Genomic DNA, 21,755 nt, shown 5'->3' on the forward strand with positions numbered 1-21,755 from the left:
GCCTGCACGTTGGACGGCTGCGCCGGATGGTGCGCGAAGTGCGGCGCGGATACGCCCGCGCTGCACGCGCGACGACACGGCGGCAGCAGCCGGAACGGCATGCCCGATGGCACGATGAGAGGCACGGCAACGTGCAGCGAATCGGCGGTCATCATGGGCGCGTCTCCAGCCAGACCGGATGCGCGACGCCGATCACGGCGGATGCGCTGACCGGGCCGAAATAACGGCTGTCGAACGATGCCGGATTGGTCACGCTCAAGAGGAACAGCTCGCCCGGTTCGAGGTGGCGGCAAAGCTGCAAGGATGGCAGCGGCCGACCCAGCCGGTCGGCAGGCAGCGCGGCGGCCGCAGGCACGCCGTCGATGCGTACCTGCCCGGCGACGATGCAAACGTATTGCGGCGCGACCGCGCCAACACGTTTGAGCAGCGGCACGCGCGTCGGCAGGTAGCCGCGCTGCGCAGCCAGCGTGGCGGCCCTGTCGGGCAGCGGCACCAGCACGATGCTGTCCACGGACAGCGGACGTGGCAGCGAGGCGGTGCGCGGGTCGAACGGTTCGATGCGATACCAGCCGACCGCCACGCTGTCGGACGGGTTGTAGGTCAGACGCGGCAGCGGTTGCACGAACGCCGCCCAGGACAGCCCAACGAGGCCGACGGCGGCAAAGCCCGCCAGCACGACGCGAACGCGCAGGCGCGAGCGAGGATGCGGCGCGGCTTCGTGCGTGCATGTGGTGTTGGATTGGGTCGTCATGGCAGCGCCCTCCCGGCCAGCCAGGCGGCGTGCCGCTCGGCGGTGTATTCGGGCAGCGGCAGGCGGGCCGCCAGACGGTTGCCCAGCGTGCGCCAGTACGCGGGCGACACGTCGATGGCGGCGATGCCCTGCGCGTCGATGCCGTCGATGCGTTCCAGCACGGCACGCACCGCGTTCTCGCCTTCGGCGTGCAGCAGCAGGCGTGCGCCCGGCCGCACGCCGGGGATGCGCTGCATGTCGTCCAGCGGCGTGGCGGCTTGCATCACCATGAGCTGCCAGCGGATCGTGCCGTAGTCGTTTGCTTCCCAGCGCACGCGGCAGAACATTGCACGCGGCAGGAACACCGCGCAGCGCCGCCAGCGGTCGAGCCGCAGCGTGCGCGCCGGTTCGCCGAAACGCAGGTAGAGCTTGAAGCGCGGTTCGATGTAGGCGAGCGATACGCGGGTCAGCGGCACGTTGCCAGCCTGGCCGGCGAGCGTCGAAAGCGAAGGCGGCGGCGCAGCAGCCGGTGCAGCCGTCGCCGCGCGGGCGGCAGGCAAGGCGGAAGCGTTCATGGCGGGTTCTCCGGGCGCTTGTCGGGAAACTCCCGTTCCAGCAGGCCGCGCAGCAGTTCGGCCACGGTCACGCCCTGGCCGAAGGCTGCGATCTTGATGCGCGCGCGCAGCGCGGGCGCCACGTCGAGGGTCAGGCGTGCGGTGTATAGGTCGCCCTTATTCAGCGCATCGGCATCGCCCTGGCGAATCCACGCCTCGGCGTGCGGATTCGCGGGCGGACGTGCGCCGATGCCGACGCGCTTGCTGGCACGAGAACCGTTGCGGGTGGTGTTGTCGCTGCTCATGCCGGCCACCGCAGCAGTTCATCGACCAGAGCAGCGATCTCGCGTGCGGCGGCGCTGTCGGGCGCGGTTTCGCGGGCGAGCCGGCCAGCGGCCACGCTGTCGGCGAAGACGATGCGCTGGCGCACTTCGCTGCGTAGCACCGGCAGCGGCTGTTCGGCCAGCGATTGCCGCGCCTCCCTGCCGATGATGGTGGTGCTGACGCGCCGGTTGATGACGAAGGCCGCGCGCAGCGCAGGCCGGAACACCTGCGCCTCGCGGATCAGCGCCACCATCTCGGCGCTGGCCCACAGGTCATACGGGCTGGGCTGCACGGGAATCAGCACACGCTCTGCCGCCAGCAGCGCGGAGCGCGCCAGAGCGGCGATGCGCGGCGGGCCGTCGATGATGACGTGATCTGCGCGGCGGGCCAGTTCCGGCGCTTCCTGGTGCAGCGTCTCGCGGGCGAGGCCCACGGCGCTGAACAGCCGGGGCAAACCCTGCTGGCTGCGCCGCTGCGTCCAGTCCAGCGAGGAACCTTGCGGGTCGGCATCCAGCAGGATGACGTGCAGGCCGCGCAGCGCCAGCTCGCCCGCGATGTGCGTGGCGAGCGTGGTCTTGCCGACGCCGCCTTTCTGGTTGAGCAAGGCGACGATCATGACGCGGCCTCCCATGTTGGAAAGCCGGGCTTTGCCTGCCATGCAAAACGCTGTTCGCTGTGCCGTTTCGTGGTTGTCCACCGCAACGGCGCGCTTCTACTAAAAGTTAGAGATTTATAGTTAGGTAAGTTAGAGGGGCCGGAAACCCGCGCCGTTACTGGCTTTGCGGCGTTTTCGTACTCCTGATAGCACGATAGGCATACTCCCGATAGCACGATACCTGGTACTCCTGATAGCACGAGACCGTCCACAGCTTTTCCCGCAGTTATCCCCGTGCCGTGGCCGGCACGGGCCGGAAGGTCAGCAGTTCGGTGTTGTCGCCTGGCATGCGCTCGATGCCGAGGACATAGCCGGGCAACGACTGCCGCACGACCAGCACGCGCAGGTCGTAGGCAAAGTCCGAGAAGCGCGCCGCGCTGCCGGACTTGCGGTGCAGGTGTCGGAAGTCGAATTGCCAGCCGTGTTCCTGCCGCCCGCCGTGCTTGCGCACCAGGCGGTACAGCCAGCGCTCGATGCCGCCCTTCAAGCGGAAATAGGCCGGGTCGATGGTCAGCACCAGAGCGGCATCGAGCACGCCGGCATAGAACCAGTCGGGTAGTATCAGTTCGATGCCCAATGGCGTGCCACTGGCGTCGGACAGCTCGCGCCATTCGTTCACCCAGGAGAAGCGATGCAAGCGCCGCCCGGTGGTTTCGCGGATGGAAGTCGCCACGCTGGTCGATTGCAGCCGGTCGAGCGCGGCTTTCAGGCGCAGGTAATCGTTGAGCGACGTGCCGCGTCCGATGAAGCGCAGGATCTCGTAGGGCGTGGCGCGTATCCAGCGCGACGGCCGAATACCCGCGTCGCGTGCCTCCACGATCTGCGAGGCCGCCCATATCAACACGTCGGCATCCCATATCGTGGCGATGCCGTGCTCGGCCATGCCTTCCACGCGGATGGTGATGTTCCCGCTGCGAAAGTCGATCGGCGCCGTGCGCCGCGACTTCGCCAGCGAGAAGAACGGAAAGGCCATCAAGTCCTGGCTGTCGCGCGGCGCCATGTCGCCCGGCAGCGCGCGAAACAGGTCGAGCTGTTCCCGCTCCTGCCGTGGGCTGGACATGACGGCGGCCACCGGCGAGCCGACGATCAGCGGCCATCACGGTAGTCGCCCGCGTGACGTTCGGCGTATTCCGGGTCGGACGTGGCCTCGTAGCTGCGCTGGTTGGCCCAGGCATCGAGATCGCTCACGGCGTACATGACGCGCCGGCCGAACTTGCGGAATTTGGGGCCACCGCCGATCACGCGCTGCTTCTCCAGCGTGCGAGGGCTGAGGCGCAGATACTCCGCGGCCTCGTCGTTGGTCAGATAGCGTTGGGGTTGCGCGGGCGCGGCAACGGCAGCGGCGGCAGGCCGCAAGGGTGCGGGTCGCATGGTGTGAACCTCCATCGGTCGGCAAAGCCCAGCCACACAGCGCGGCCGGATGGAGGCAGTCTCAAGAAAGCAAGGCTTCCTGCTCAGGGACGTTTTGCAGGGGATGCAGCGCGTCCCTGTGCAACGGGCGGAAGCTGTGCCAGGCGGCGATAGCCGCCGCGCATCAGCGCATCGCCCCGGCGTACCAGTCGTCGCACGCGAGCGCGCAAGGCACTGTCGGCGTACCAGTCATCCGCGACGGCATCGGCACCGAACAGCCCTTCGGCCACATCGCGCAGGGACGCGCCCGCGAGGGTGCCGTCGAGCGCCTGGAGCGTGTTCAACTCCAACAACGCAGCGGGTGCCGGCCGTGGCAGTGCCGTCCCCGCAGGCACGGCATCGCCAACGGTGGCCAGCTTGTCCAGCTCGGCCGCCAGTGCCTGATAGCGGGCGCAAGGCGTGGCGCAGGCACGGATGGCATAGGCGTAGGCCATGCCATCGGCCAGGCCGGGAGCGATCATCAGCCGCAGGCAGCAGCCCGGCCAGCGCGTCAGCAGCACCAGGCGCTTGCCATCGTGGATCAGATGCTTCTGGCCGGGAATGCGCCAGAACGCAAAGACCAACGCATCGGGTGGCGGGTCAGCATCCGGGTAGAGCTGAACCACTGCGTCGGCATCGGGGAACCAGGCCGGATGCGCGTCGCGCGCATCCAGGGCGGGATCTTCCAGCAGACGAAGCCCCCAGGCGTCCGCCGCCTCCGGCCGACGGCGACGGCGCAGCCAGTCGCGGCGGTAGTCGGGGTGGCGGCGCAGGTATTCCCACGCCAGCGCGGGGCCGTCGAGGTGCAGCGTGTAGAGATACGCGGCGGTCGGATACCAGTGTTCGGCGCTCGGGTCAGCCATGACGCAACCTCCTGTCATTCAGCAGGAACGTCGCCACGGATTCCGGCGTGCGGGAGCTATCGGATCGCCATCAAGTCGTCATCGAAATCGGGGTAGGCTGTAACTGCTGGTGTCAAGACTGATTCGCTCCGGGGCATTGCTGAGATCGTCTGAATGCGACGGCCGCGCCGCCGGAAAAATGGCGCGCAACATGGAGCACCGTGCGGCAGCCCGCGCCAAAGATCATGACTGTTTGCATCAGAAGCGCACCGCTTCGGTGCAAGAGTGTGGATTCAGACCTTCCGGGTCTTGGGTAAGACCGAAATAGTCAGAATGCGCCGTGGCTGGCTGGGGTTGCTCAGTCGGTGATCGAGCCGTTTTCTTCGGCCAACCGTAGGTACTCCGACAGCAGCCGCACCGGCTGAAAATAGCGATCGCGCATCACCGGCTGCTTGCGCGGCCCGACGATGGACGCCAGATCGGACAGCTTCACATGGCCCAGCTCGGGCATGCCTATTCCCAGGTCGATCAGTCCCCATGCCATATCGCCATCGGCAGGATCGAGCGCGGCCAGCAGCCAGGTCGCGTGCGCGTCAGGGGTAAACAGCCGCACTGCCGGCATCGGGTCGATGCTCCGACCAGCAGCGCGTGCCTCGCCGACGGCGAGCAGTTGCGTGCGCTGATCGGCGGTGATGAGCGGTTCGGTCATGGCCGGAACTCCCGCAAATCCGACGATGCAAGGATGCGCCTTCCCGCCAAAGCGAGAAACCGGCGAAGCGGATGCGTGCTTTCGTGGGGAAGCACGCAGGCGCAAGCCGTCGAATCCGTACATGCACGGAAACGCAGAAGCGGAATTGTGCAGATCAGGAAAGGCACGGATGCGGATTTTCGTAGAAGCACGAAGGCGAGCCAATTTCTTGCAAATGAACACTATAGATTGTAGCCCTATAGGGCGCAATCGGGTGTCATCTTGGTTTTTCGGGGGAACCATAGGTGGCAGCGAAGGATTCACTGGCGACTGCAATAAGAACGGTCAGAAAAGCGCGTGGCTTGAGCCAGGAAGCGTTCTCTGACGTGTCGAGTCGCACCTATCTAAGTTCGCTGGAGCGCGACCTGAAAAGCCCAACCGTGAACAAGCTGGCCGAGCTATGCGAGGTCATGGGTGTACATCCGCTCACGTTGCTGACGTTGGCCTATGCAGGTAGCGACCCCACCAAGATCGATCGATTGCTGGCGCAGATTCGACAGGAGCTGCAAGTCCTAATGAAGGAAATGTGAGGCTGGCTGGTTGAGGCGAACCTATGGTGGACATGACTAGAGCACTGGCGATTGATGGGTTTATTGATCTTGGCGAGTTTTATCCCGAGGCAACTACCTTGGAGGCTGCAAACCGAATAGGTGCTGAGCTTGGATGCAGGCTCTGGAAGCAACCGGAATCCTTGACCGTCAATCCCACTACGGCGAAGCCGCCAAATACTTACGCCGGAAACTACGGTGTGGGGGAATTGCCTTTACACACTGACTTAGCGCATTGGCATATTCCACCTCGTTACCTCATGCTGCGGTGCCTTATAGGAGATCCCGCGGTGGCTACTCTGGTAGTTCACCATCGTGAGGCACTGCGAAACATATCGGTCGGCACCTTAGATCGTGCGATGTTCCGACCTCGTCGTCGTCTAGATGGCCAGATGTTTCTATTGCATCTTCGTCAGCGAGGAGTATTCCGGTGGGACCGACTTTTCCTGGTTCCTGCGAATAATGAAGCTCGACAAGTACAGGCTGCATTGGTTGATCAGCCACTTCCTTGCCGTGTTGCGGAGATCATTTTCGACAAGCCAGGCAGGACTATCCTGATCGATAACTGGACAACACTGCATGGTCGTAGTGCTGCTGGCAAATCGCCATCGATCCGCCGTATAGAAAGAGCATATTTATCTGGGGAAGAACATGACGAGTAAGACGCCACATGAGTGGTCGCCCGAAGCCTTACTATCCAAAGCTCAGAGATATGCATCGCTGATGCTTGAGCAGCCTCGGGAGGAGTGGCAATTTGGATTCTGGTCTGCGTTATGCTTGGAAATGATCGTGCGCGCATCAATTTCAAAAGTATCGCCAGCCTTACTCTCGGATGCGAAAGATTGGAACAACATCGCTTTTGCATTGGGAAAAAAAGCATCTGGAGCGAAGATTTCCCCAAAGTCTATTGACATATCGGAAGCTGTTTCGCGTGCCGAGGCTTTATTTCCCGCCTTCAACCGGGAGATGACGAATTTCTGCGTACTCCATTTCCAGCGCCGGAACTCGGAGTTGCATAGTGGTTCGCTTGCTTTTGACGAACTTGGGACATCATGGCTGCCTCAATACTATGCGTGCTGCCAAACCCTACTTGACGCAATCAGTGTGTCAATGGCTCAAATTTTTGGCGACCAAGAGGTTGCGACGGCAGCAACCCTTATTCAGGCATTAAAAGACGAGGCGGCCAAGGCAGTAAAGGGAACGATTAACGCGCATAAGACGGTCTGGGAAGAGAAGGATGTCGCAGACCGAGCCAAGCTCGCGAAGCAAGCTGAAATGCTGTCATCTAGAGCGGACGGTCATCGCGTTTCATGCCCTGCTTGTCAAAGCATTGCGCTAGTTCAAGGAACCCCTGCAGGCCCAGAATCATCAACGATGAAAGACGGAATGATCGTTGTTCGGCAACCGATGTTGCCATCTCACTTCGAATGCAAAGCATGTGCACTGAAGATTGTTGGTTACTCCAAGCTCAGTGCTTGCGGTCTCGGCGGCACCTACACTTCGACCGCATATACAGATCCCGTAGACTATTTTGAAGATGACTTTAGGGATCGCTATTCGGGAATGGATGAAGACAACAACGAGCCGTAAAGTGTTGAAGGATTTCTCAGCATCGATAGCCACAATTGAGAATTGAAGGCGCATAGAGCGCCCCGCCACAAGGGCGAGGCGCGGTAGGTGGCCGTCAGGCCGCCTTGGGCTTGCTGCGCGACCAGATCAGGTCGTGCGTGCCGTCCTCGCCTTCGATCAGGCGAGCATAGACCGTCGCCGGGAACGAGGGATCATCGAGGGTCACGGACACGTATGGCCGTCCGGCTTCGCTGGTTTTCTTCCACGCCGCGCCGATGTCGTGGCTGGCCGCCTGAAGGCGGAAGTCGGGGGCGTTGTCGTTGTCCCCCTTGTCGTTGGGAACTAGCTTGACCTTCACGTTGAGCGTCAGGGTGCGAAGCGAGCCGGTGAAGCCGTCTTTCTCTGCGGTGAAGGTGCCGATGTTAGCCATGATGATTTCTCCTTTCGGGTTGAACAAGGTCGCGCCAGTGCGTCCTTGTTGTGATCCGGCCGGCGGGGGATGGGCTGGCCGCACCGCGTAGCGGTCGCAACAGCGTGGAGAACCTGGAAGCGAAAAGAATTTGCTGCGCGAGGAAGCCGCGCAGCGGTGGGGAAATTGTTTTTGCTGGAAGGTTGCGGCCATGAAGCCCAAGGCGCAGCCGTTCCCTCGCCAAGGATTCACGACAAGCCAAGGACGCACGGGCCGCCCGCTCCCGAATGGAGACGTGGCCGACTCGGCATCCCCGCGTGACGGCTTCACCGGCTTGCGCCCTGACGCGGGCAAGGCCAACACCCCAACAACAAGCGAGAACGCCTCTTGCCGCAGATTGCGGCGACGGGCTTGAGGCGTGGCGTGGATGCTCCATAGCGAAGCCGGGTGGCGTGTCGGTGAACCGTCCTTCGTGACGTACAAGCGCGAACCGCCAGCGTCGAGGACGGCACGCTTTGGCACAACCTGCCGCAGCAAGCCGGGGCGTAGCCCCACAAGCCCCGCCCATTGCGGCGGGGCGCCATCGAAACCTTGCCCGCGTCAGCGGGCGCCGATCGCCGTACCGCGTGCAAGGCACTTGCACGTCCGCCACGTCGCCGCCTGGTCGAAGGCGGCGACGGGGCGGTTTTGCGGTGGACGTTCAAACCGGGCGCGGCAGACCTGCCGCGCCCGGTTTGAAGTGAAACCCCGGCGCTGTGCGCCGGGGCTATGCTGCTATGTCACGCGGCCAGCGCGTGGGTCTCCACTTCGTCGGCGGCATCTTCCGGCGTATCCACGTCTTGCGTGCCTTCCTGCGGCTCCGTGTCGTGTCCGCTCTTGAACACGGCGGGCATCCAGCCCGTACCATCGGCCAGCCGCTCGGCTTCGCTGGCAATGTCGCCTTTTTTCAACTTCGCCAGTCGGGTGACGTGGGCCGATGCGAACTCGCCCACGGTTTCCAGAATCGCGGGCTTGGCGATGTGGCGGAAATAACCCTCGGCGGTCGGCTTCCACCATGCCGCCATGTCCAGCCCCACGGCCTGCGCCAGTTCCGCGCCCGGTTGCTGCGTCGTGGCGCGAGGCGTCACCACGTCCACCGTGGAAGCCACGCACACGGCCAGCAGCCGCGCCAGTTCGCCTTGCTCCATCGCCAGCAGCGCGGCGAACAGTTCGGCGCTGTCCTGCGGCAGCGCTTCGCCCGCGACCTGCTGCAACTCGCGCAGGGCCACGGCGGCGGGCGACTCGGGCCAGTCGGGGGCCATGCCTTCCAGCCGGTCTTGCACGGTCAGGCGCACGCCGAGCGGCAAACCGTCGCCGTAGGTGTGGGGCTGCAAGACGGTCTGCACCATGCCATGCACCAGCGCGGCCAGTGCGACTTGCGGATGCCGCGCGACTTCGATTTGCAGCGCGGCGGTACGGTGCGCGCTCAACCGCTGCGCGAGCCGGTCGGACAGGCTCGCGGCTTTGGGCTGCTCGGCGTCCTCGCCTTCGTCGTCGTTCCCGGCTTCGTCCTCCGCGCTGCCGAAACCCTGCCGCAACCGTTCCAGCGTGCGCAGCGCCTTGGCTTCGGCTTCGCGCAGCAGCCCGCGATGAATCACGGCTTCGCCGCTGCGGTCGAGGGTGACGATGGCACCGGCCACGGCGCGCACGTCCGGGGCGTAGCCCTGCAAGGCTTCCTCCACGGCTTGCAGTTCCCCGGCGGCCTGTTCGCGGCGCGGTTCCAGCGCCTCGGTCTTGTCCTCGTCCTCGGCGTCGTAGGCTTCTTCCAGTTCGGCGTCGATCTTGTCGAGACGGGTTTGCAGCGATGCGATGCGGCGGGCTTCGCGGGCGCTCGGTTCGCGGCGCTGGCGCGGCGCGTTCTGGAACGCCTGCCGCTCGGCGTAGCTCATGTGCGGCACGGCTTCCACCCACGCCCAACCCTCGGCGCGCACGTCCCCGGCCAGCGCATCCAGCTTGCCGCGCACCAGCGTTTCCAGCAGCACGGCGTCGGTCAGGTAGGTTCCGGCATCGCCTTCCGCGAACAGGTCGCGGCGGATGCCGCCGCCCGCCGCCGTGTAGGTGTCCAGCCCGGCGAAGCGCACCAGCGGATGCGTGGCGTCGATTTCGCGTTCGGTCAGGCGTTCGCGCAGCGCGGATGCGCCACGCTGCCATTCGGGCGCTCCGTAGAACGCGGCTTCCTGCGCGGCGTGGTCGTCGGTGATGGTCAGGGCCATCAACTGTTCCAGCGTAACGGCTCCGGCCCGGTAGTCGGCCAGCAGGCGCGGCGAGACGTTGGCCAGCTTCAAGCGGCGCTGCACCACCAGCGGGGACACGCCGAAGTCGGCGGCAATGTCTTCGAGGGGGCGGCCTTCCTTGACCAGCGCGGCGAACGCCTCGAACTGGTCGGCCGGGTGCATCTGCTCGCGCAGCAGGTTTTCCGCGAGGCTGACGGTACGGGCCGAAGCATCGGGCACCAGCAGGCAAGGCACCTCAAAGTCGGCGGCGATGCGCTTCTTCTTCGCCAGCAGCTTCAATGCGGTCAGGCGGCGGTCGCCGGCCACCACTTCGTACTGCTCGCCATCGGCGGTAAGAATGACGACGAGGTTTTGAAGCAGGCCGATGCGGGCGATGCTCGCGGCCAGTTCGGGAATGGACAGGCGCGGGGTCTTGCGTGCGTTGCGCTTGGAGCGGCGCGGCAGCAACTGCGAGAGCGGAACCAAAATCAGGTTCTTGGTCGGGTCGGCCACTTCCAGCGGCGCGGCGGTTTCGATGGCGCGGGTTTCGGTTTGGGTAACGGCGTTCATGGTGATAACTCCTAGCGGTTGGGATGCAGCAGCGAGAGAAGCGGCAAGGGCTGCTGCCTGCCCCTGCCGCGTGGGGATTCAGGCTTTCAACTGGCGCATGCCATCGGCCAGCAGCCAAAGCGCACGGTTGAGGCGGATGTTTTGGTCGATGCCCTGCACCGGGCGGGTTTGCTGGCGGCGTCCGTTGGCGCTGCGCCCGCGCAGGCCGCCTTGGGTCAGGTTCTCTTGCGTGCGGTTGAACACGCTCCACAAGTCCGGGCGGCGGTCATCAAAGCGGCGCGGCATCAGGATTTGCGATTCCGTGATGGGCGCGGGCTTGTCGGGGTCGTCGTATTTGAGGGCCAGCGCGGCGCGGGCGAACACTTCGGATTCGCCATCGTCCAAGGTGATGGCGCGCATGGAATCGCGGGATGCCTGCACGCGGTCGAAGCCGCGCAAGACTTCGTAAGCGCCTTCGATGACGGAACCGGCCACGTCGCCCTTGTGGGGCACGCGCACATCGGCCACGGTGTCGCCGAATACCAATCCGTTCTGGCAGACAAAGCGCAGCAGGCCAGCCAACAGTTGATAGCTGCTGGTGCCGTCGTGCGAGTTCAGCAAGACGATCTCATTGGCTTCTGCATCGTTGATCTGGTTGGCATGGCGCAGCCGGATCATGTGCTTGGTGAAGTCGCGGCGGTCTTCGTTGCGCACGCGGGTCTGCGCCACCATGAAAGGCTGGAATCCCTCCTTGCGAAGCTCCGTCAGCACGGCGGCGGTGGGGATATAGCTGTAGCGCTCGGAACGGCTCTCATGCGGGGCGTCCGCGAAGATGGACGGGGCCACGCGGCGGATTTGGTCATCGGACAGCGGGTAGTCGCTGCGCAGCGACGGGGAACGGGAAGCGAATCGGGATGCGAGTTGCATGGCATTTCTCCTGACGAAAAGGGTTTGCTGTTCAAACCGCACACCGGATTCCTAGATTCGGAGCCCAGCCTTTCGGCTGTTCGGTGCGGTCGGCACGAGGAACCCGGTTGGCCCTGTTGCCACCGTCTTTCCTGAGTTCATCGCCCGCGGCCAAAGGAGCGCGCGGACGGGGGCCGTCAAGGAGACAAGCGCAGGGTTGGTGCGGCCCGCAGGCGCAGCCGAGGACACGGCCCTGCGCGCCTTGACGGCACACGGGAGCGGGCTACGGTCGCGGGTAAGGTGATGAAGTCAGGGGAGACGGCTGGACAAGGCAACGGCCATCCCTGTGTGCCGACCGCACGCAAGCGAAGCGCGCAGGCCCGAAGCTGGAAGCCGGGCCGGAGGCGTCAGGGATGTGGAAGGCTGGCGATAGCCAGTCCCGCCAGGGATGAGCGGGTAGCGAACCTGGAGCAGCGCGGTCCGCAAAGCGGAGACGTACTGATGTGTTTCGCTTATTATCGATTTGTACGAGTTGGCTGCCTTCGGCCAGAGCTGTACATCGGCTCTGACAAGACTCGAACGCTCCGCCATATTTCGGCGAATATAGCTTGCTATTAATTTAAAAAACATAGCGGAGGGGTTCGTGCATCTTCACTCGTATCGTCTCAGGAATTTTCGACGCCTGAAGGATGCTCATATTGAGCTGGCTGACGACATATCAATATTCGTAGGATCGAATAACAGTGGAAAAACGTCGGCAACTCAGGCCATCCATGCTTTCGTCACGGGTGGAAGGGATCGTTTCAGTCTCTATGATTTCAGCTCTTCGTGCTGGAAGAATTTCGATGAAGCTGCGAATATCAACTTGGCCGACCCGATTCCCGAGGGTTTCTCACTCCCAAGCATAGACCTTGATCTCTGGTTCGAAGTTGCAGCGCCAGACCTCTATCTAGTAATTCCCTTACTTCCGAGTACAGCGTGGGAAGGAACCAAGGTCGGCATAAGAGTTTCCCTGACAGCTCGAAGCGCCATTAACCTCATTCAAAACTACCAAGAAGCTAAAGCCAAAGGTACAGGGCAGGCTGCGGAATTGCCGCCCGAGTCGCAATATATTCCCTGGCCTCGCTCCATGACGGACTATCTCCAGCGCGAACTAAAGAGCGAATATGAGCTGCGCTACTTCATCTTGGACCGCACGCAATTCGATGAGAGCTTCCGCGAAATCGGCGACTATGTTCCAGATGAACTAGGTGGTGAGCCAGGCGGCGGAACGATTCTGAAATCGCTTATTCATATCGACAACCTCGGGGCTCAGCGACACCTTTCTGATCCTAATCCGGAAGCCGGCGGTAGATCGGAAGATTTGTCAAAGCGGTTGAGCCGTTTCTACAAGCGCAACCTTAATCAGAGGCAAGACGATCACACAGCCCTTAGGGCGCTGTTCGAATCCGAGCAAGCGCTCAATGTTCACTTAGATGGGGTATTCAAGCCGACGCTTGATCGGCTCGCTAAGCTTGGCTATCCAGGCATCAATAACCCGCGACTGAAGATTATGTCGGCGCTGGACCCCGCCCACGTCATGAGCCAGGACGCGCGGGTCCACTACCAGATCGGAGATGGCGAAGACACTGCCACCCTTCCCGACAGTTATAACGGGCTCGGGTTCAAGAATTTGATCTACATGGTTGTGGAGATTCTTGACGCCCAAGCCAGGTGGGCGACGATGGACAATCGCCCCCCATTGCACCTGATTTTCGTGGAGGAACCAGAGGCCCATCTGCACGCCCAACTCCAACAGGTCTTCATCCGCAATGTTCTTGAGCTTCTCAATATAGAGGGCGACGATGGAAGTATTTTTGGCAGTCAAATGGTCGTCACGACCCACTCGCCACACATCCTTTACGAGCGAGGCTTCAAGCCAATCCGCTATTTCCGACGCAAGAAAGCCGGCAAGGAACAGTTGACAGAAGTTCTAAATTTATCGGCGTTCTACCAAGCTCAGCCAGACGATCGTGATTTTCTAGAACGATATTTAAAGCTGACTCACTGCGATCTCTTTTTCTCAGATGCCGCTATTCTCGTTGAAGGCAATGTTGAGAGATTGCTCCTGCCCGTAATGATTCGAAAGGTCGCGAGGACTCTCCGATCAGCTTGTTTATGCATTTTGGAGGTTGGCGGTGCCTTTGGGCACCGCTTCCAGTCGCTTATTGAGTTTCTCGGTCTGACAACGCTGATCATCACTGATATTGATAGTGTCGCCCTTGTGGCTCCGGCGGTTGGCGAAGATGTGGATGACGAAGAAGTCGAGGAGTTCGAGGTTCCAGCCGACGCGGAAGAAGACGTCGCTATGCAGGCCCAGGATAATGGGCAAGATCCGGTCGGTGAGCCTATAGTCCCAGCGCCTAAGAAGAAATACGGCAAGGCTTGTTTGCCCAGTGAACCGGACGCTGCGACTTCGAATCAAACCCTCATCAAATGGCTTCCGGGGAAGCTCACAATCGAAGACTTGCGTAACGCCTCTGAAGCGGACAGAACTCACGTGCTCGAAGACGATACGAAGGTTCGCGTGGCCTATCAGACTGAACGGGCTGTCACTTGGAACGGAGCCACTGAAACCCTCCGCGGGCGCACACTTGAGGAGGACTTTGGCCTTGAAAACCCGGAGTGGTCCCAAGCCGCAGCGAGGAAGCCCCTTGGTCTGATTGTGAAGGGCGGGGCCGCTGGTCCTACCGCTCTTGCTAAAGGCCTTCATGAGAAGGTTTCGCGGAAGAGTTTCGATAAAACGAAGTTCGCGCTCGCCGTTCTCACTGAAGACGAAAATGCGTGGCATGTACCTGCTTACATCCGTGATGGGCTTGTCTGGCTGAAGGACGAAGTACGGATCGAACTTGAGACCGTGCTGCCCGACGCCGTTCTCATCGCCGAAGATGTCGCGATAGGGGGCGAGCATGAGTAGCCGGGCAAATAAGCCGGACACCCAGGCAGACATTGATCTGCGAAACTGCCTTGGAGACGTTCCGCCGCGCAGCTTCATAATGAAGGCCGGCGCCGGCTCCGGAAAAACCACGTCTCTGATTAAGGGGCTGTCGTCGGCCATCCGAATACACGGTGATAAGCTGAGGAAATTCCGCCAGCGCATTGCCTGCATTACCTACACCGAGATCGCAGCCGGAGAGATATGGAGGGATGTCGGCAGTGATCCGCTGGTTCACGTTTCGACGATCCACAGCTTCATGTGGCTGCTAGCTAAACCGTTTCAGAACGACATTCGCGTATGGGTGTGTGGGCGCATCGCGGAGAAAATTGAGGCGCTTGAACAGAAACAGGCAACCTATGGCCCCAGGGTTCAACAGCGAACAAAGGACAAAGACACCCGAGACCTGGAGCGCCTTCGCAGGCAGTCGGGGCGGATCGCCGCAGTCAAAGGCTTCCGGTACGGAACGGGTAGTGACTACGTAAAGGGAATTTTGGGGCACGACGACATTTTGAAGCTTGTGCCGTATCTCATCGCTGAGCGCCCTCTCTTTCGAACCCTTCTCGCGCGCCAATTTCCTTTCGTATTTGTGGACGAGAGTCAGGACACGACCACCGAAGTCATAGAGGCATTGAAGATCGTTGAGCGCGAACCCGGCGTTACATTTTGCCTCGGCTTCTTCGGCGACCCGATGCAACGAATTTATGCTACGGGAACCGGGTTGGTCGAAGCGGCACCGAACTGGGCCGACATTCCGAAGCCAGAGAATTTTCGGTGCTCCACTAAGGTGCTGAACCTAGCAAACGCCATTCGGCGCGATGGTGATGACCTCGTTCAGATTCCAGGCCAACGTCTAGGCCCTGAAGGTATCGTTCCAACTCCTGAAGGGTCGGCCCATCTTTTCGTTTTACCTGCGGACGATACGCGAGATGCCAATCTGGTTCGGGTGCGCGAATGGATGGCGGCACGAACCGGTGATGATCATTGGCGAGCAGGGGATGATGACCAGGAGCGGGTAAAGCTTCTCGTCATTGTTCACCAGATGGCGGCAAAGCGCTTAGGGTTCGGAGAGCTTTACACGGCACTTAATTCCAAAGCGCCGACAGCATTCAAAGACGGTTTTCTGGATGGCTCTGCATGGCCTCTTTCACCGTGTGTGAAATTTCTGATTCCGATAGCGATTGCCCATACAGAAGGCCGGCAACTCGAAGTGATGCGACTGATCCGAGAGTATTCGCCCCTTCTTGAAAAAGGCGATCTCGCCGGAGCGAACGTCGCAGAGCGGCTTAAAGCACTTAGAGAGCTTGTTGCCTCAATTGCAGAAGGCATAGCCGGGAATTCCAACGTAACGATCGGCGACCTTCTGAAGCAGGTGTACGCCGCAGGGTTATTAATCTTCGATCCCCGGCTAGCATCTTACTTGGACCCAGAAGCAGCTCCACCTGCCCAGCCCGCAGAAGGGGTGGACAATGACGACGACCAAGAAGACGATGAGTCCGATAAGGAAATGGCCTCAATGGATGCTTTTTTAGCGTGTCCTGCTAGACAGCTTCTGGCGTACCAGACCTACATTTCAGAGCGCTCACCTTTTTGGACTCAGCAAGGCATCAAGGGTACTGAATTTGATAGGGTGCTCGTCGTGTTAGACGATGCGGAGAGTACCCATTTCCAGTTTTCTTACGAAAAATACCTGGGCCTCAAAGCGCTTTCGGATACCGACCGAAAACACATCGAGGCAGGTGAAGAAACGACTGTGGATCGAACACGCCGTCTTTTCTATGTGAGCTGCACAAGGGCGCTAAAAGAACTGGCGGTCGTCCTCTTCACGGCTGATCCTGAACAGGCTGAGGCGCATGTGCGCCAGCTTGATCTTTTTGAAGGTGACTCCATCCATACTCAAGTTGTCTTCGAGGCAGGATAAATCGCCCGCCCACCCCTGAATTCCCGCTGTTGGCAGGCAGAGCGCGCAGGCCGAACGCATCAGGAGTCAAAACCGGATCGCCGTGACTCGACGCAAGACACGGGGCGGCACGCTGGGACGCCCGACTGCTTGAGACAGGACTACTCCATGTCCGTCTTGCGCTGCTCGATCTGCAACTGCGCCCGCTGCGTTGCCTGTTGCAGCCGTTCCACCAGCACACCCCTTGGCGGCAAGGCGGTCAGATACTCCGCAACGTGGATGCCGGACTTGTCCAGTTCCAGCAATTCGATCTGCTCCCGCTTCTTGCCGGTGCAAAGGATGATGCCTAGCGGCGAGGCTTCCTCCGGCTCCCGTTCGTGCTTGTCCAGCCAGCGAAGGTAAAGCTCCATCTGCCCCTTGTAGGCCGCCTTGAAGTCACCGACCTTCAACTCCACCGCCACCAGCCGCCGCAGCTTGCGGTTGTAGAACAACAGATCAAGGTGGAAGTCCTCGTCGTCAATCGGAATGCGTTTCTGTCGGGCCACGAAGCTGAAACCCGCGCCCAGCTCCAGCAAGAACGATTCCATTTCGCGGATGATCGCCGCCTCCAAGTCGCCTTCCTGCCAAGTGTCCCGCAGCCCCAGGAAGTCGAGAATGTACGGGTCGCGCATGACCAAGGCGGGCGACATGCGCTGTGCATCGCGCATCGTCGCCAGTTCCTGCGCGATCGTCTCGCCCGGCTTCTTGGACAGCGCCGTACGCTCGTATAGCATCGAGTCGATGCGCTCGCGCAGCGTCCGCACGCTCCAGCGTTCGGCGCCTGCCATTTGCGCGTAGTAGTCCCGCTGGAGCGGGTCTTTCAGCGGGATCAGGGCGATGAAATGCGTCCAGCTCAATTGTCGTATCAGTGATACGACAATCTGCTCGTCGGGGAAGGTGGCGGCGAACTGCACCATGCGGCGCAAGTTCTTGACCCCGAAACTGCTGCCGTACTCCTTCACCAACTGCGCCGCCAGCGTCAACACGACTTCCTCGCCGTAGTCGGCCCGCCGGCCCTCCAAGACCTGCGTGTGGATGCGCTGGCCGATGCGCCAGTAGAGCATCGTCAGCTCGCTATTTACCGCCGAGGCGGCGCGCTGCCGTGCCGCCTCTATCAGTGCCCGAATGTCGCCCAGCAGCGCCGAAGGCGCTGTGGGCGAAGGAACGGATGCCTTGTGCCTGTTCATGCTATGGCCTCCTGGGGCTGTCGCGCGCCCGTGATCGCCTGGCGCCGGCTCGCCACCAGCTCGGCCGCATCGCGCTCCGGCTTGTCCTCGGTGTGGACGTAGTGCATGAACATCGCCACGGTCTTGTGGCCCGTCAGCTTCATGCCCACTTTGGTCGGCACGCCGGAATTGGCAATGTCGGTGGTCGAGCGATGACGAATGCCGTGCGTGCCGACGTGCGGGACGCCGGTGGCCTTGAGCACTCGGCACCAGCCGCCGTAGTGCTCGCCAAAGGTCAGATGCTTGGTCGGGTCGTTGGGCGACGGCAGGACATAGGGGCAGTCTTCACGGCGCGGCGCCGTCGTGAACAGCCGATAGGCTTCCGCGCTCATGGGCTTTGAAAGGCCGCCGGTCTTGCTGTCGGGCCAGACCACGCGCCGATTCTCCAAATCGACCCAATCCCATTCGAGCGTGCAGATTTCGGAGCGACGGCCGGCGAACTCGAATTGCAGGCGGATCGCCAGCGGAATGACGTAGTTCTCCAGTCCTTCCGCCTCCAGCTTCTCCAGATGGCGGAAGATCAGCGCCAGCTCGTCGTCCACGATGAGCCGGGTTTCCTCGCCGGGCGGGTACATCGGGACGTGGCGGCACGGGTTCGTGCCGTCCGGGCGATAGCCCCACACTTCGGCCAAGTTGAACATCTTGCGCAGCACGCCGAAGGCGTTGTTCGGCTCGGCCGGCTTGTAGGCCAGCTTCTCCATCAGCCCGGCAATGTCGGGCCGCTTCACGTCCTGCACCTTCTTGCGGCCGATCAGCGGGACGATGCAACGGTCGATGACGGCCTGGTAGCCGCGCTGCGTGCTGGGCTTGTTGCGCTTCTTGGAGTAGTCCTCCATGAACTTCTTGCACAACGCTTCGACCGTGGGCGCCTTGCGCGCCTCGGCCTTGGCACCGCCGGGGTCGCCGCCCCGGCGAACCTCGGCCAGCCAGTCCTGCGCCATGACGCGGGCCTGCTCCACGGTCAGTTCCCCGAACAGGCCTAGCGAAGGCTTGCGAGGCTGCCCGGAGTTCGTGCGGTACTGGAGCATGAACACCCGGCGGCCCTTCGGGGTAATCTTGCACAGGAAGCCCGGCACCACGGTATCCCGTAGTTCGATGTCCTTGGCCTGGGGTTGCGCTGACTCTACGGCGGTCTTGGTGAGCTTGATCTTAGCCATGATGACTCCTTGGAACGACCCGAATTCCAAGAGCCAGATAGGAGCGGCGCGAGGGAAAACCGGGTCAAGTTTCAGAAAGCACCGGCATATGATGGACGCGCGTAAGTTCTTGATAAACCTGCTGTATCGAGCTACCGCGCAGTCCAGCGAAGTACCGGGCTGGAGTCATCGTCAAACAAAAAATAATCTGGCAGCCTGAGCTTCCTGTCTTAACTTTCTCCAGGATAATCGGGGCGGTTCAGCCGCGCGCGCGGTGCTGGCTTCGAGTGGCTGGAACTGCACTTCGCCCACGGCTACCTGGCGCAGAGCTTCTTCTCGGCCCACTCCAATCAGCGCACCGATCCGTATGGAGGTAGCTTCGACAACCGTTCCCCGCAGTAAATTGGTTAGTTCTGCAATGCGTTCCAAGCGTTCCAAGAACTCAGGCGAAGCTGATGGTCTTGGCCTCAAGGTAGCCGTTCATTCCCTCGATGCCTCCCTCGCGGCCCCAGCCGGACTCCTTGAATCCGCCAATGGGCATGGTCGGGTCCACGACATTGCCATTGATCGTCAGGTTTCCGGTGCGGATGCGGCGCGCGACCCGCAAGGCTCTGTCCACATCGGAGGAAAACACCGAGCCGCTCAGGCCATACCGGCTGTCATTGGCAATCCGGATCGCATCCTCCTCATCTTCATAGGCCATGATCGCAACCACAGGCCCGAATATTTCTTCCTGGGCGATGGTCATTTCAGGCGTCACGTCGGCAAAGATCGTGGGGGCGATGTAATAGCCTGTATCTATTCCTTCAGGGCGGCCACCGCCCAAAGCCAGCGTGGCGCCCTCGGCTTTGCCTTTTGCGATGTACTCCATCACCCGCTGGTACTGGCTGGCCTTGGACAGCGGCCCCATGAAGACTTGCGGGTCAGACGGATCGCCCACTTTGAACTGCGAAATCGCCTGTACCAACATCGAGGTCAGTTCCTCGGCGCGGCCTTTCGGCACTAGTATCCGCGTCAGCGCGAAGCAGACCTGACCCGAACTGGGCATGGCGAACAGGGCGATGCTGGGCAGCGCCGCGGCGAAATCGGCGTCATCCAGCAAAATGGCTGCCGATTTCCCACCCAGCTCCAGAGTCACGCGCGCCAGCCGTTGGGTGCAGATCGCGGCGATCTTCTTGCCCGCAGCCGTGGAGCCGGTGAAGGCCACTTTGTCGATACCGGCATGGCGCACAAGGTATTCGCCCACCTCGGCTCCCGCTGGCACCAAGTTGAAGACTCCCTTCGGCAAGCCTGCCGCCTCAAGACATTCTGCTAGAACATAGCCCTCCAGGGGGGTCTCGGGTGAAGGCTTGGAGACGAAGGTGCAGCCCGACGCCAGCCCGGCGGCGATCTTGTAGCTCATCAGTATCATGGCCGCGTTCCAGGGCGTGACGGTGGCGCAGACACCAACCGGTTCGCGAACGATGAGGGTGCGGCCTCCGTCCAGCCGCGTGCGCTGATCTACGAAGCTGAAGCCATCCTGCTCCAGCAGATCCGCATAAAAGCGGAAGATCTGGGCGTTCTGCGGAGCCAGCATGCGCCCGATCAAGATCGGCGCCCCTATCTGGGTGGTCCAGTCCTGCGCGATCTCCTCGGCACGGCTCTCCAGTTCATTAGCCGTGCGGCGCAGGATCGCCGCCCGTTCTCTGGGCGCCATTTTCGGCCAAGGGCCTGTCTCGAAGGCGTTGCGTGCAGCCTGGACGGCATCGTCGATATCGGCCTGCGACGCTTCCGGATATTCCATCACCACCTTTTCGGTCACAGGGGAAATGACTTGGATCTTTCGCTGACCCTTGGGCTTCACCCATTCCCCGCCGATGAAGAAGGAAGTCGGAGGGCGTACGGTCAGCTGGTCGGTCATGGTCGTTCCTTTCGTGTGGATGGCTTGTGGCTGTGGCGCGGGATTGGGAATTCGGTGGCCAATGCACAGTCGTTACGCATCAACCAGGCGACTAGACAATGTCAACGCGCTTGCGCCATGTCATAATCAATTAAATGTCATGATGACAATAGTGTCAATATGAAAGATCACAGGATCGCTGTCGCGGCGCAACGGCGTGCCAGGATGCGTGCGACTTTGATGCGCGCCGGCCTTGAGGTCATGGCGGAAAAGGGGATCGCCGCGACCTCTGTCGACGATGTCGTCAGGCATGCCGAGGTCGCACGAGGCAGCTTCTACAAGTACTTCGACGGCACGGCCGAGCTTGCCGAAGCCATCGGAACCGTGATCGCCGAGGAAGTCATCCTCGGCCTTGAGGAGGAAATGACCACGATTGTCGATCCGGCCGAACGCCTGGCCACGGGCATTACAGGTGTTCTGGCCATGGTGACTGCCAATCCAGTCCTTGGCCGTTTCCTGGTGCGCGGGGGGTGGCCGGTGGACAGGACTGGCGGCCTGCTGCTCGACAAGATTGGTGGCACGGTGGCGCAGGGCATTGACCAGGGCCGCTTTTTCCCTGTCCCGATGCCGGTTGCCATGGCGCTCGTCGGCGGGGTTGTCCTGGGTTGCGCGCATGAAATTTCCGCAACCGCGGAACCGAAAGGAATCATCGTTGCAGCAGCCGGGACCGTTCTTCGCGGTCTCGGCCTGGGGCCAACGGATGCCGAAGCTATCGCCAAGATGAGCCGCAAAGAGCTGAAGTGGAAGGAAGGCGACTTCATGCAGTGCCTGGCCAGGCAAAACCGCTGATGTTGCGACGCTGATGCTTCAGCTTGGTTGTGGAGGCGTGGCCTCGCCGATGCCGAGCCACCGCGATCTGCCGCGCGCAGGCGACGTCGGCCACCCGCGCCGGCGTGTCGATCGGGATAAACCGCTCCCGGCCGCCCTTGGCACCGTAGCCGTCATCCACCTTCAATGAATCGCCTCTGATGTCGGTCGATAAGGCGATGACGAAACATGCCCGTCCGCCATCGCAGGAACTGTGGTTCACCATGCATGTTGGGCGACGAGGTCGAACAGCATGATC

At 61.8% G+C, this 21,755-nt stretch carries 21 protein-coding genes and 1 pseudogene; 7 read left to right on the forward strand and 15 right to left on the reverse strand.

What is annotated here, in order from left to right:
* Positions 1–151 precede the first annotated feature (151 nt).
* The 8 genes from AC1PLU_RS09385 to AC1PLU_RS09420 all read right to left on the reverse strand — a co-directional run bounded on the left by AC1PLU_RS09385 (position 152) and on the right by AC1PLU_RS09420 (position 5,203).
* Positions 152–751 carry a S26 family signal peptidase gene (locus tag AC1PLU_RS09385; protein ID WP_481108282.1) on the reverse strand — a complete coding sequence of 200 codons (600 nt, stop codon included), beginning with the start codon at positions 749–751 and terminating at the stop codon, positions 152–154.
* Positions 748–1,305, reverse strand: coding sequence for a DUF2840 domain-containing protein (locus tag AC1PLU_RS09390; protein WP_481108283.1), 558 nt, complete (start codon positions 1,303–1,305; stop codon positions 748–750). The genes AC1PLU_RS09385 and AC1PLU_RS09390 overlap by 4 nt, the downstream gene beginning before the upstream one ends.
* Complete coding sequence (locus AC1PLU_RS09395; RefSeq protein ID WP_481108284.1) at positions 1,302–1,589, reverse strand: chromosome partitioning protein ParB; 288 nt, start codon at positions 1,587–1,589, stop codon at positions 1,302–1,304. The genes AC1PLU_RS09390 and AC1PLU_RS09395 overlap by 4 nt, the downstream gene beginning before the upstream one ends.
* Positions 1,586–2,224: a ParA family partition ATPase gene (parA, locus tag AC1PLU_RS09400; RefSeq protein ID WP_481108285.1), complete on the reverse strand. Its 639-nt coding sequence runs from the start codon at positions 2,222–2,224 to the stop codon at positions 1,586–1,588. The genes AC1PLU_RS09395 and parA overlap by 4 nt, the downstream gene beginning before the upstream one ends.
* Before the next feature lie 265 nt (positions 2,225–2,489).
* Positions 2,490–3,323, reverse strand: coding sequence for a replication initiator protein A (locus AC1PLU_RS09405; protein WP_481108286.1), 834 nt, complete (start codon positions 3,321–3,323; stop codon positions 2,490–2,492).
* 26 nt (positions 3,324–3,349) lie between these two features.
* Positions 3,350–3,634: a helix-turn-helix transcriptional regulator gene (locus tag AC1PLU_RS09410; protein ID WP_481108287.1), complete on the reverse strand. Its 285-nt coding sequence runs from the start codon at positions 3,632–3,634 to the stop codon at positions 3,350–3,352.
* An 83-nt stretch (positions 3,635–3,717) separates the two neighbouring features.
* Positions 3,718–4,515: a DUF2285 domain-containing protein gene (locus tag AC1PLU_RS09415; protein WP_481108288.1), complete on the reverse strand. Its 798-nt coding sequence runs from the start codon at positions 4,513–4,515 to the stop codon at positions 3,718–3,720.
* Between the two features lie 337 nt (positions 4,516–4,852).
* A complete protein-coding gene (locus AC1PLU_RS09420; RefSeq protein WP_481108289.1) occupies positions 4,853–5,203 on the reverse strand; it encodes a DUF2958 domain-containing protein in 351 nt (116 codons plus the stop codon).
* Positions 5,204–5,487: 284 nt separating this feature from the next.
* Here AC1PLU_RS09420 and AC1PLU_RS09425 point away from each other — a divergent pair, with 284 nt between their 5' ends.
* From AC1PLU_RS09425 to AC1PLU_RS09435, 3 genes are read left to right on the forward strand one after another with little or no spacing between them, the layout of a single operon-like run.
* Positions 5,488–5,772 carry a helix-turn-helix domain-containing protein gene (locus AC1PLU_RS09425; RefSeq protein ID WP_481108290.1) on the forward strand — a complete coding sequence of 95 codons (285 nt, stop codon included), beginning with the start codon at positions 5,488–5,490 and terminating at the stop codon, positions 5,770–5,772.
* 23 nt (positions 5,773–5,795) lie between these two features.
* Positions 5,796–6,452, forward strand: a complete 657-nt coding sequence (locus AC1PLU_RS09430; RefSeq protein WP_481108291.1) for a Fe(II)-2OG oxygenase family protein — start codon at positions 5,796–5,798, stop codon at positions 6,450–6,452.
* The gene (locus AC1PLU_RS09435; protein WP_481108292.1) at positions 6,442–7,380 is read left to right on the forward strand and encodes a hypothetical protein; all 939 of its coding nucleotides are present in this window, start codon (positions 6,442–6,444) and stop codon (positions 7,378–7,380) included. The genes AC1PLU_RS09430 and AC1PLU_RS09435 overlap by 11 nt, the downstream gene beginning before the upstream one ends.
* A 94-nt stretch (positions 7,381–7,474) precedes the next feature.
* Here AC1PLU_RS09435 and AC1PLU_RS09440 read toward each other — a convergent pair whose 3' ends face one another.
* From AC1PLU_RS09440 to AC1PLU_RS09450, 3 genes are all read right to left on the reverse strand, one after another.
* Positions 7,475–7,789: a DUF736 domain-containing protein gene (locus tag AC1PLU_RS09440; protein ID WP_481108293.1), complete on the reverse strand. Its 315-nt coding sequence runs from the start codon at positions 7,787–7,789 to the stop codon at positions 7,475–7,477.
* A gap of 758 nt (positions 7,790–8,547) precedes the next feature.
* Positions 8,548–10,590 carry a ParB/RepB/Spo0J family partition protein gene (locus AC1PLU_RS09445; RefSeq protein ID WP_481108294.1) on the reverse strand — a complete coding sequence of 681 codons (2,043 nt, stop codon included), beginning with the start codon at positions 10,588–10,590 and terminating at the stop codon, positions 8,548–8,550.
* A gap of 78 nt (positions 10,591–10,668) precedes the next feature.
* Positions 10,669–11,496: a DUF932 domain-containing protein gene (locus AC1PLU_RS09450; protein WP_481108295.1), complete on the reverse strand. Its 828-nt coding sequence runs from the start codon at positions 11,494–11,496 to the stop codon at positions 10,669–10,671.
* Between the two features lie 622 nt (positions 11,497–12,118).
* Here AC1PLU_RS09450 and AC1PLU_RS09455 point away from each other — a divergent pair.
* Both AC1PLU_RS09455 and AC1PLU_RS09460 read left to right on the forward strand, forming a co-directional pair.
* A complete protein-coding gene (locus AC1PLU_RS09455) occupies positions 12,119–14,431 on the forward strand; it encodes an ATP-dependent nuclease (RefSeq protein ID WP_481108296.1) in 2,313 nt (770 codons plus the stop codon).
* Positions 14,424–16,370 (forward strand): UvrD-helicase domain-containing protein, encoded by a 1,947-nt coding sequence (locus AC1PLU_RS09460; protein ID WP_481108297.1) that lies wholly within the window; start codon positions 14,424–14,426, stop codon positions 16,368–16,370. The genes AC1PLU_RS09455 and AC1PLU_RS09460 overlap by 8 nt, the downstream gene beginning before the upstream one ends.
* Before the next feature lie 140 nt (positions 16,371–16,510).
* On the opposite strand, the gene AC1PLU_RS09465 is transcribed toward AC1PLU_RS09460, so the two are convergent.
* On the reverse strand, positions 16,511–17,575 hold the full coding sequence (locus AC1PLU_RS09465) for a PDDEXK nuclease domain-containing protein (RefSeq protein WP_481108298.1): 1,065 nt from the start codon (positions 17,573–17,575) through the stop codon (positions 16,511–16,513).
* Entirely contained in the window at positions 17,572–18,771 is a 1,200-nt protein-coding gene (locus AC1PLU_RS09470) for a tyrosine-type recombinase/integrase (RefSeq protein ID WP_481108299.1), read from the reverse strand. The genes AC1PLU_RS09465 and AC1PLU_RS09470 overlap by 4 nt, the downstream gene beginning before the upstream one ends.
* A 243-nt stretch (positions 18,772–19,014) precedes the next feature.
* Here AC1PLU_RS09470 and AC1PLU_RS09475 point away from each other — a divergent pair.
* A pseudogene (locus AC1PLU_RS09475) lies at positions 19,015–19,143 on the forward strand (oxidoreductase); the annotation flags it as partial.
* Between the two features lie 49 nt (positions 19,144–19,192).
* Here AC1PLU_RS09475 and AC1PLU_RS09480 read toward each other — a convergent pair.
* A complete protein-coding gene (locus AC1PLU_RS09480) occupies positions 19,193–20,650 on the reverse strand; it encodes an aldehyde dehydrogenase (RefSeq protein ID WP_166773917.1) in 1,458 nt (485 codons plus the stop codon).
* Positions 20,651–20,854: 204 nt separating this feature from the next.
* Here AC1PLU_RS09480 and AC1PLU_RS09485 point away from each other — a divergent pair, with 204 nt between their 5' ends.
* Positions 20,855–21,478, forward strand: a complete 624-nt coding sequence (locus AC1PLU_RS09485; protein ID WP_166773918.1) for a TetR/AcrR family transcriptional regulator — start codon at positions 20,855–20,857, stop codon at positions 21,476–21,478.
* Here AC1PLU_RS09485 and AC1PLU_RS09490 read toward each other — a convergent pair.
* Positions 21,447–21,722: a hypothetical protein gene (locus tag AC1PLU_RS09490; RefSeq protein WP_481108300.1), complete on the reverse strand. Its 276-nt coding sequence runs from the start codon at positions 21,720–21,722 to the stop codon at positions 21,447–21,449. The genes AC1PLU_RS09485 and AC1PLU_RS09490 overlap by 32 nt on opposite strands.
* Between the last annotated feature and the right edge of the window lie 33 nt (positions 21,723–21,755).

This window comes from Xanthomonas sp. NCPPB 2933 (assembly GCF_056725225.1).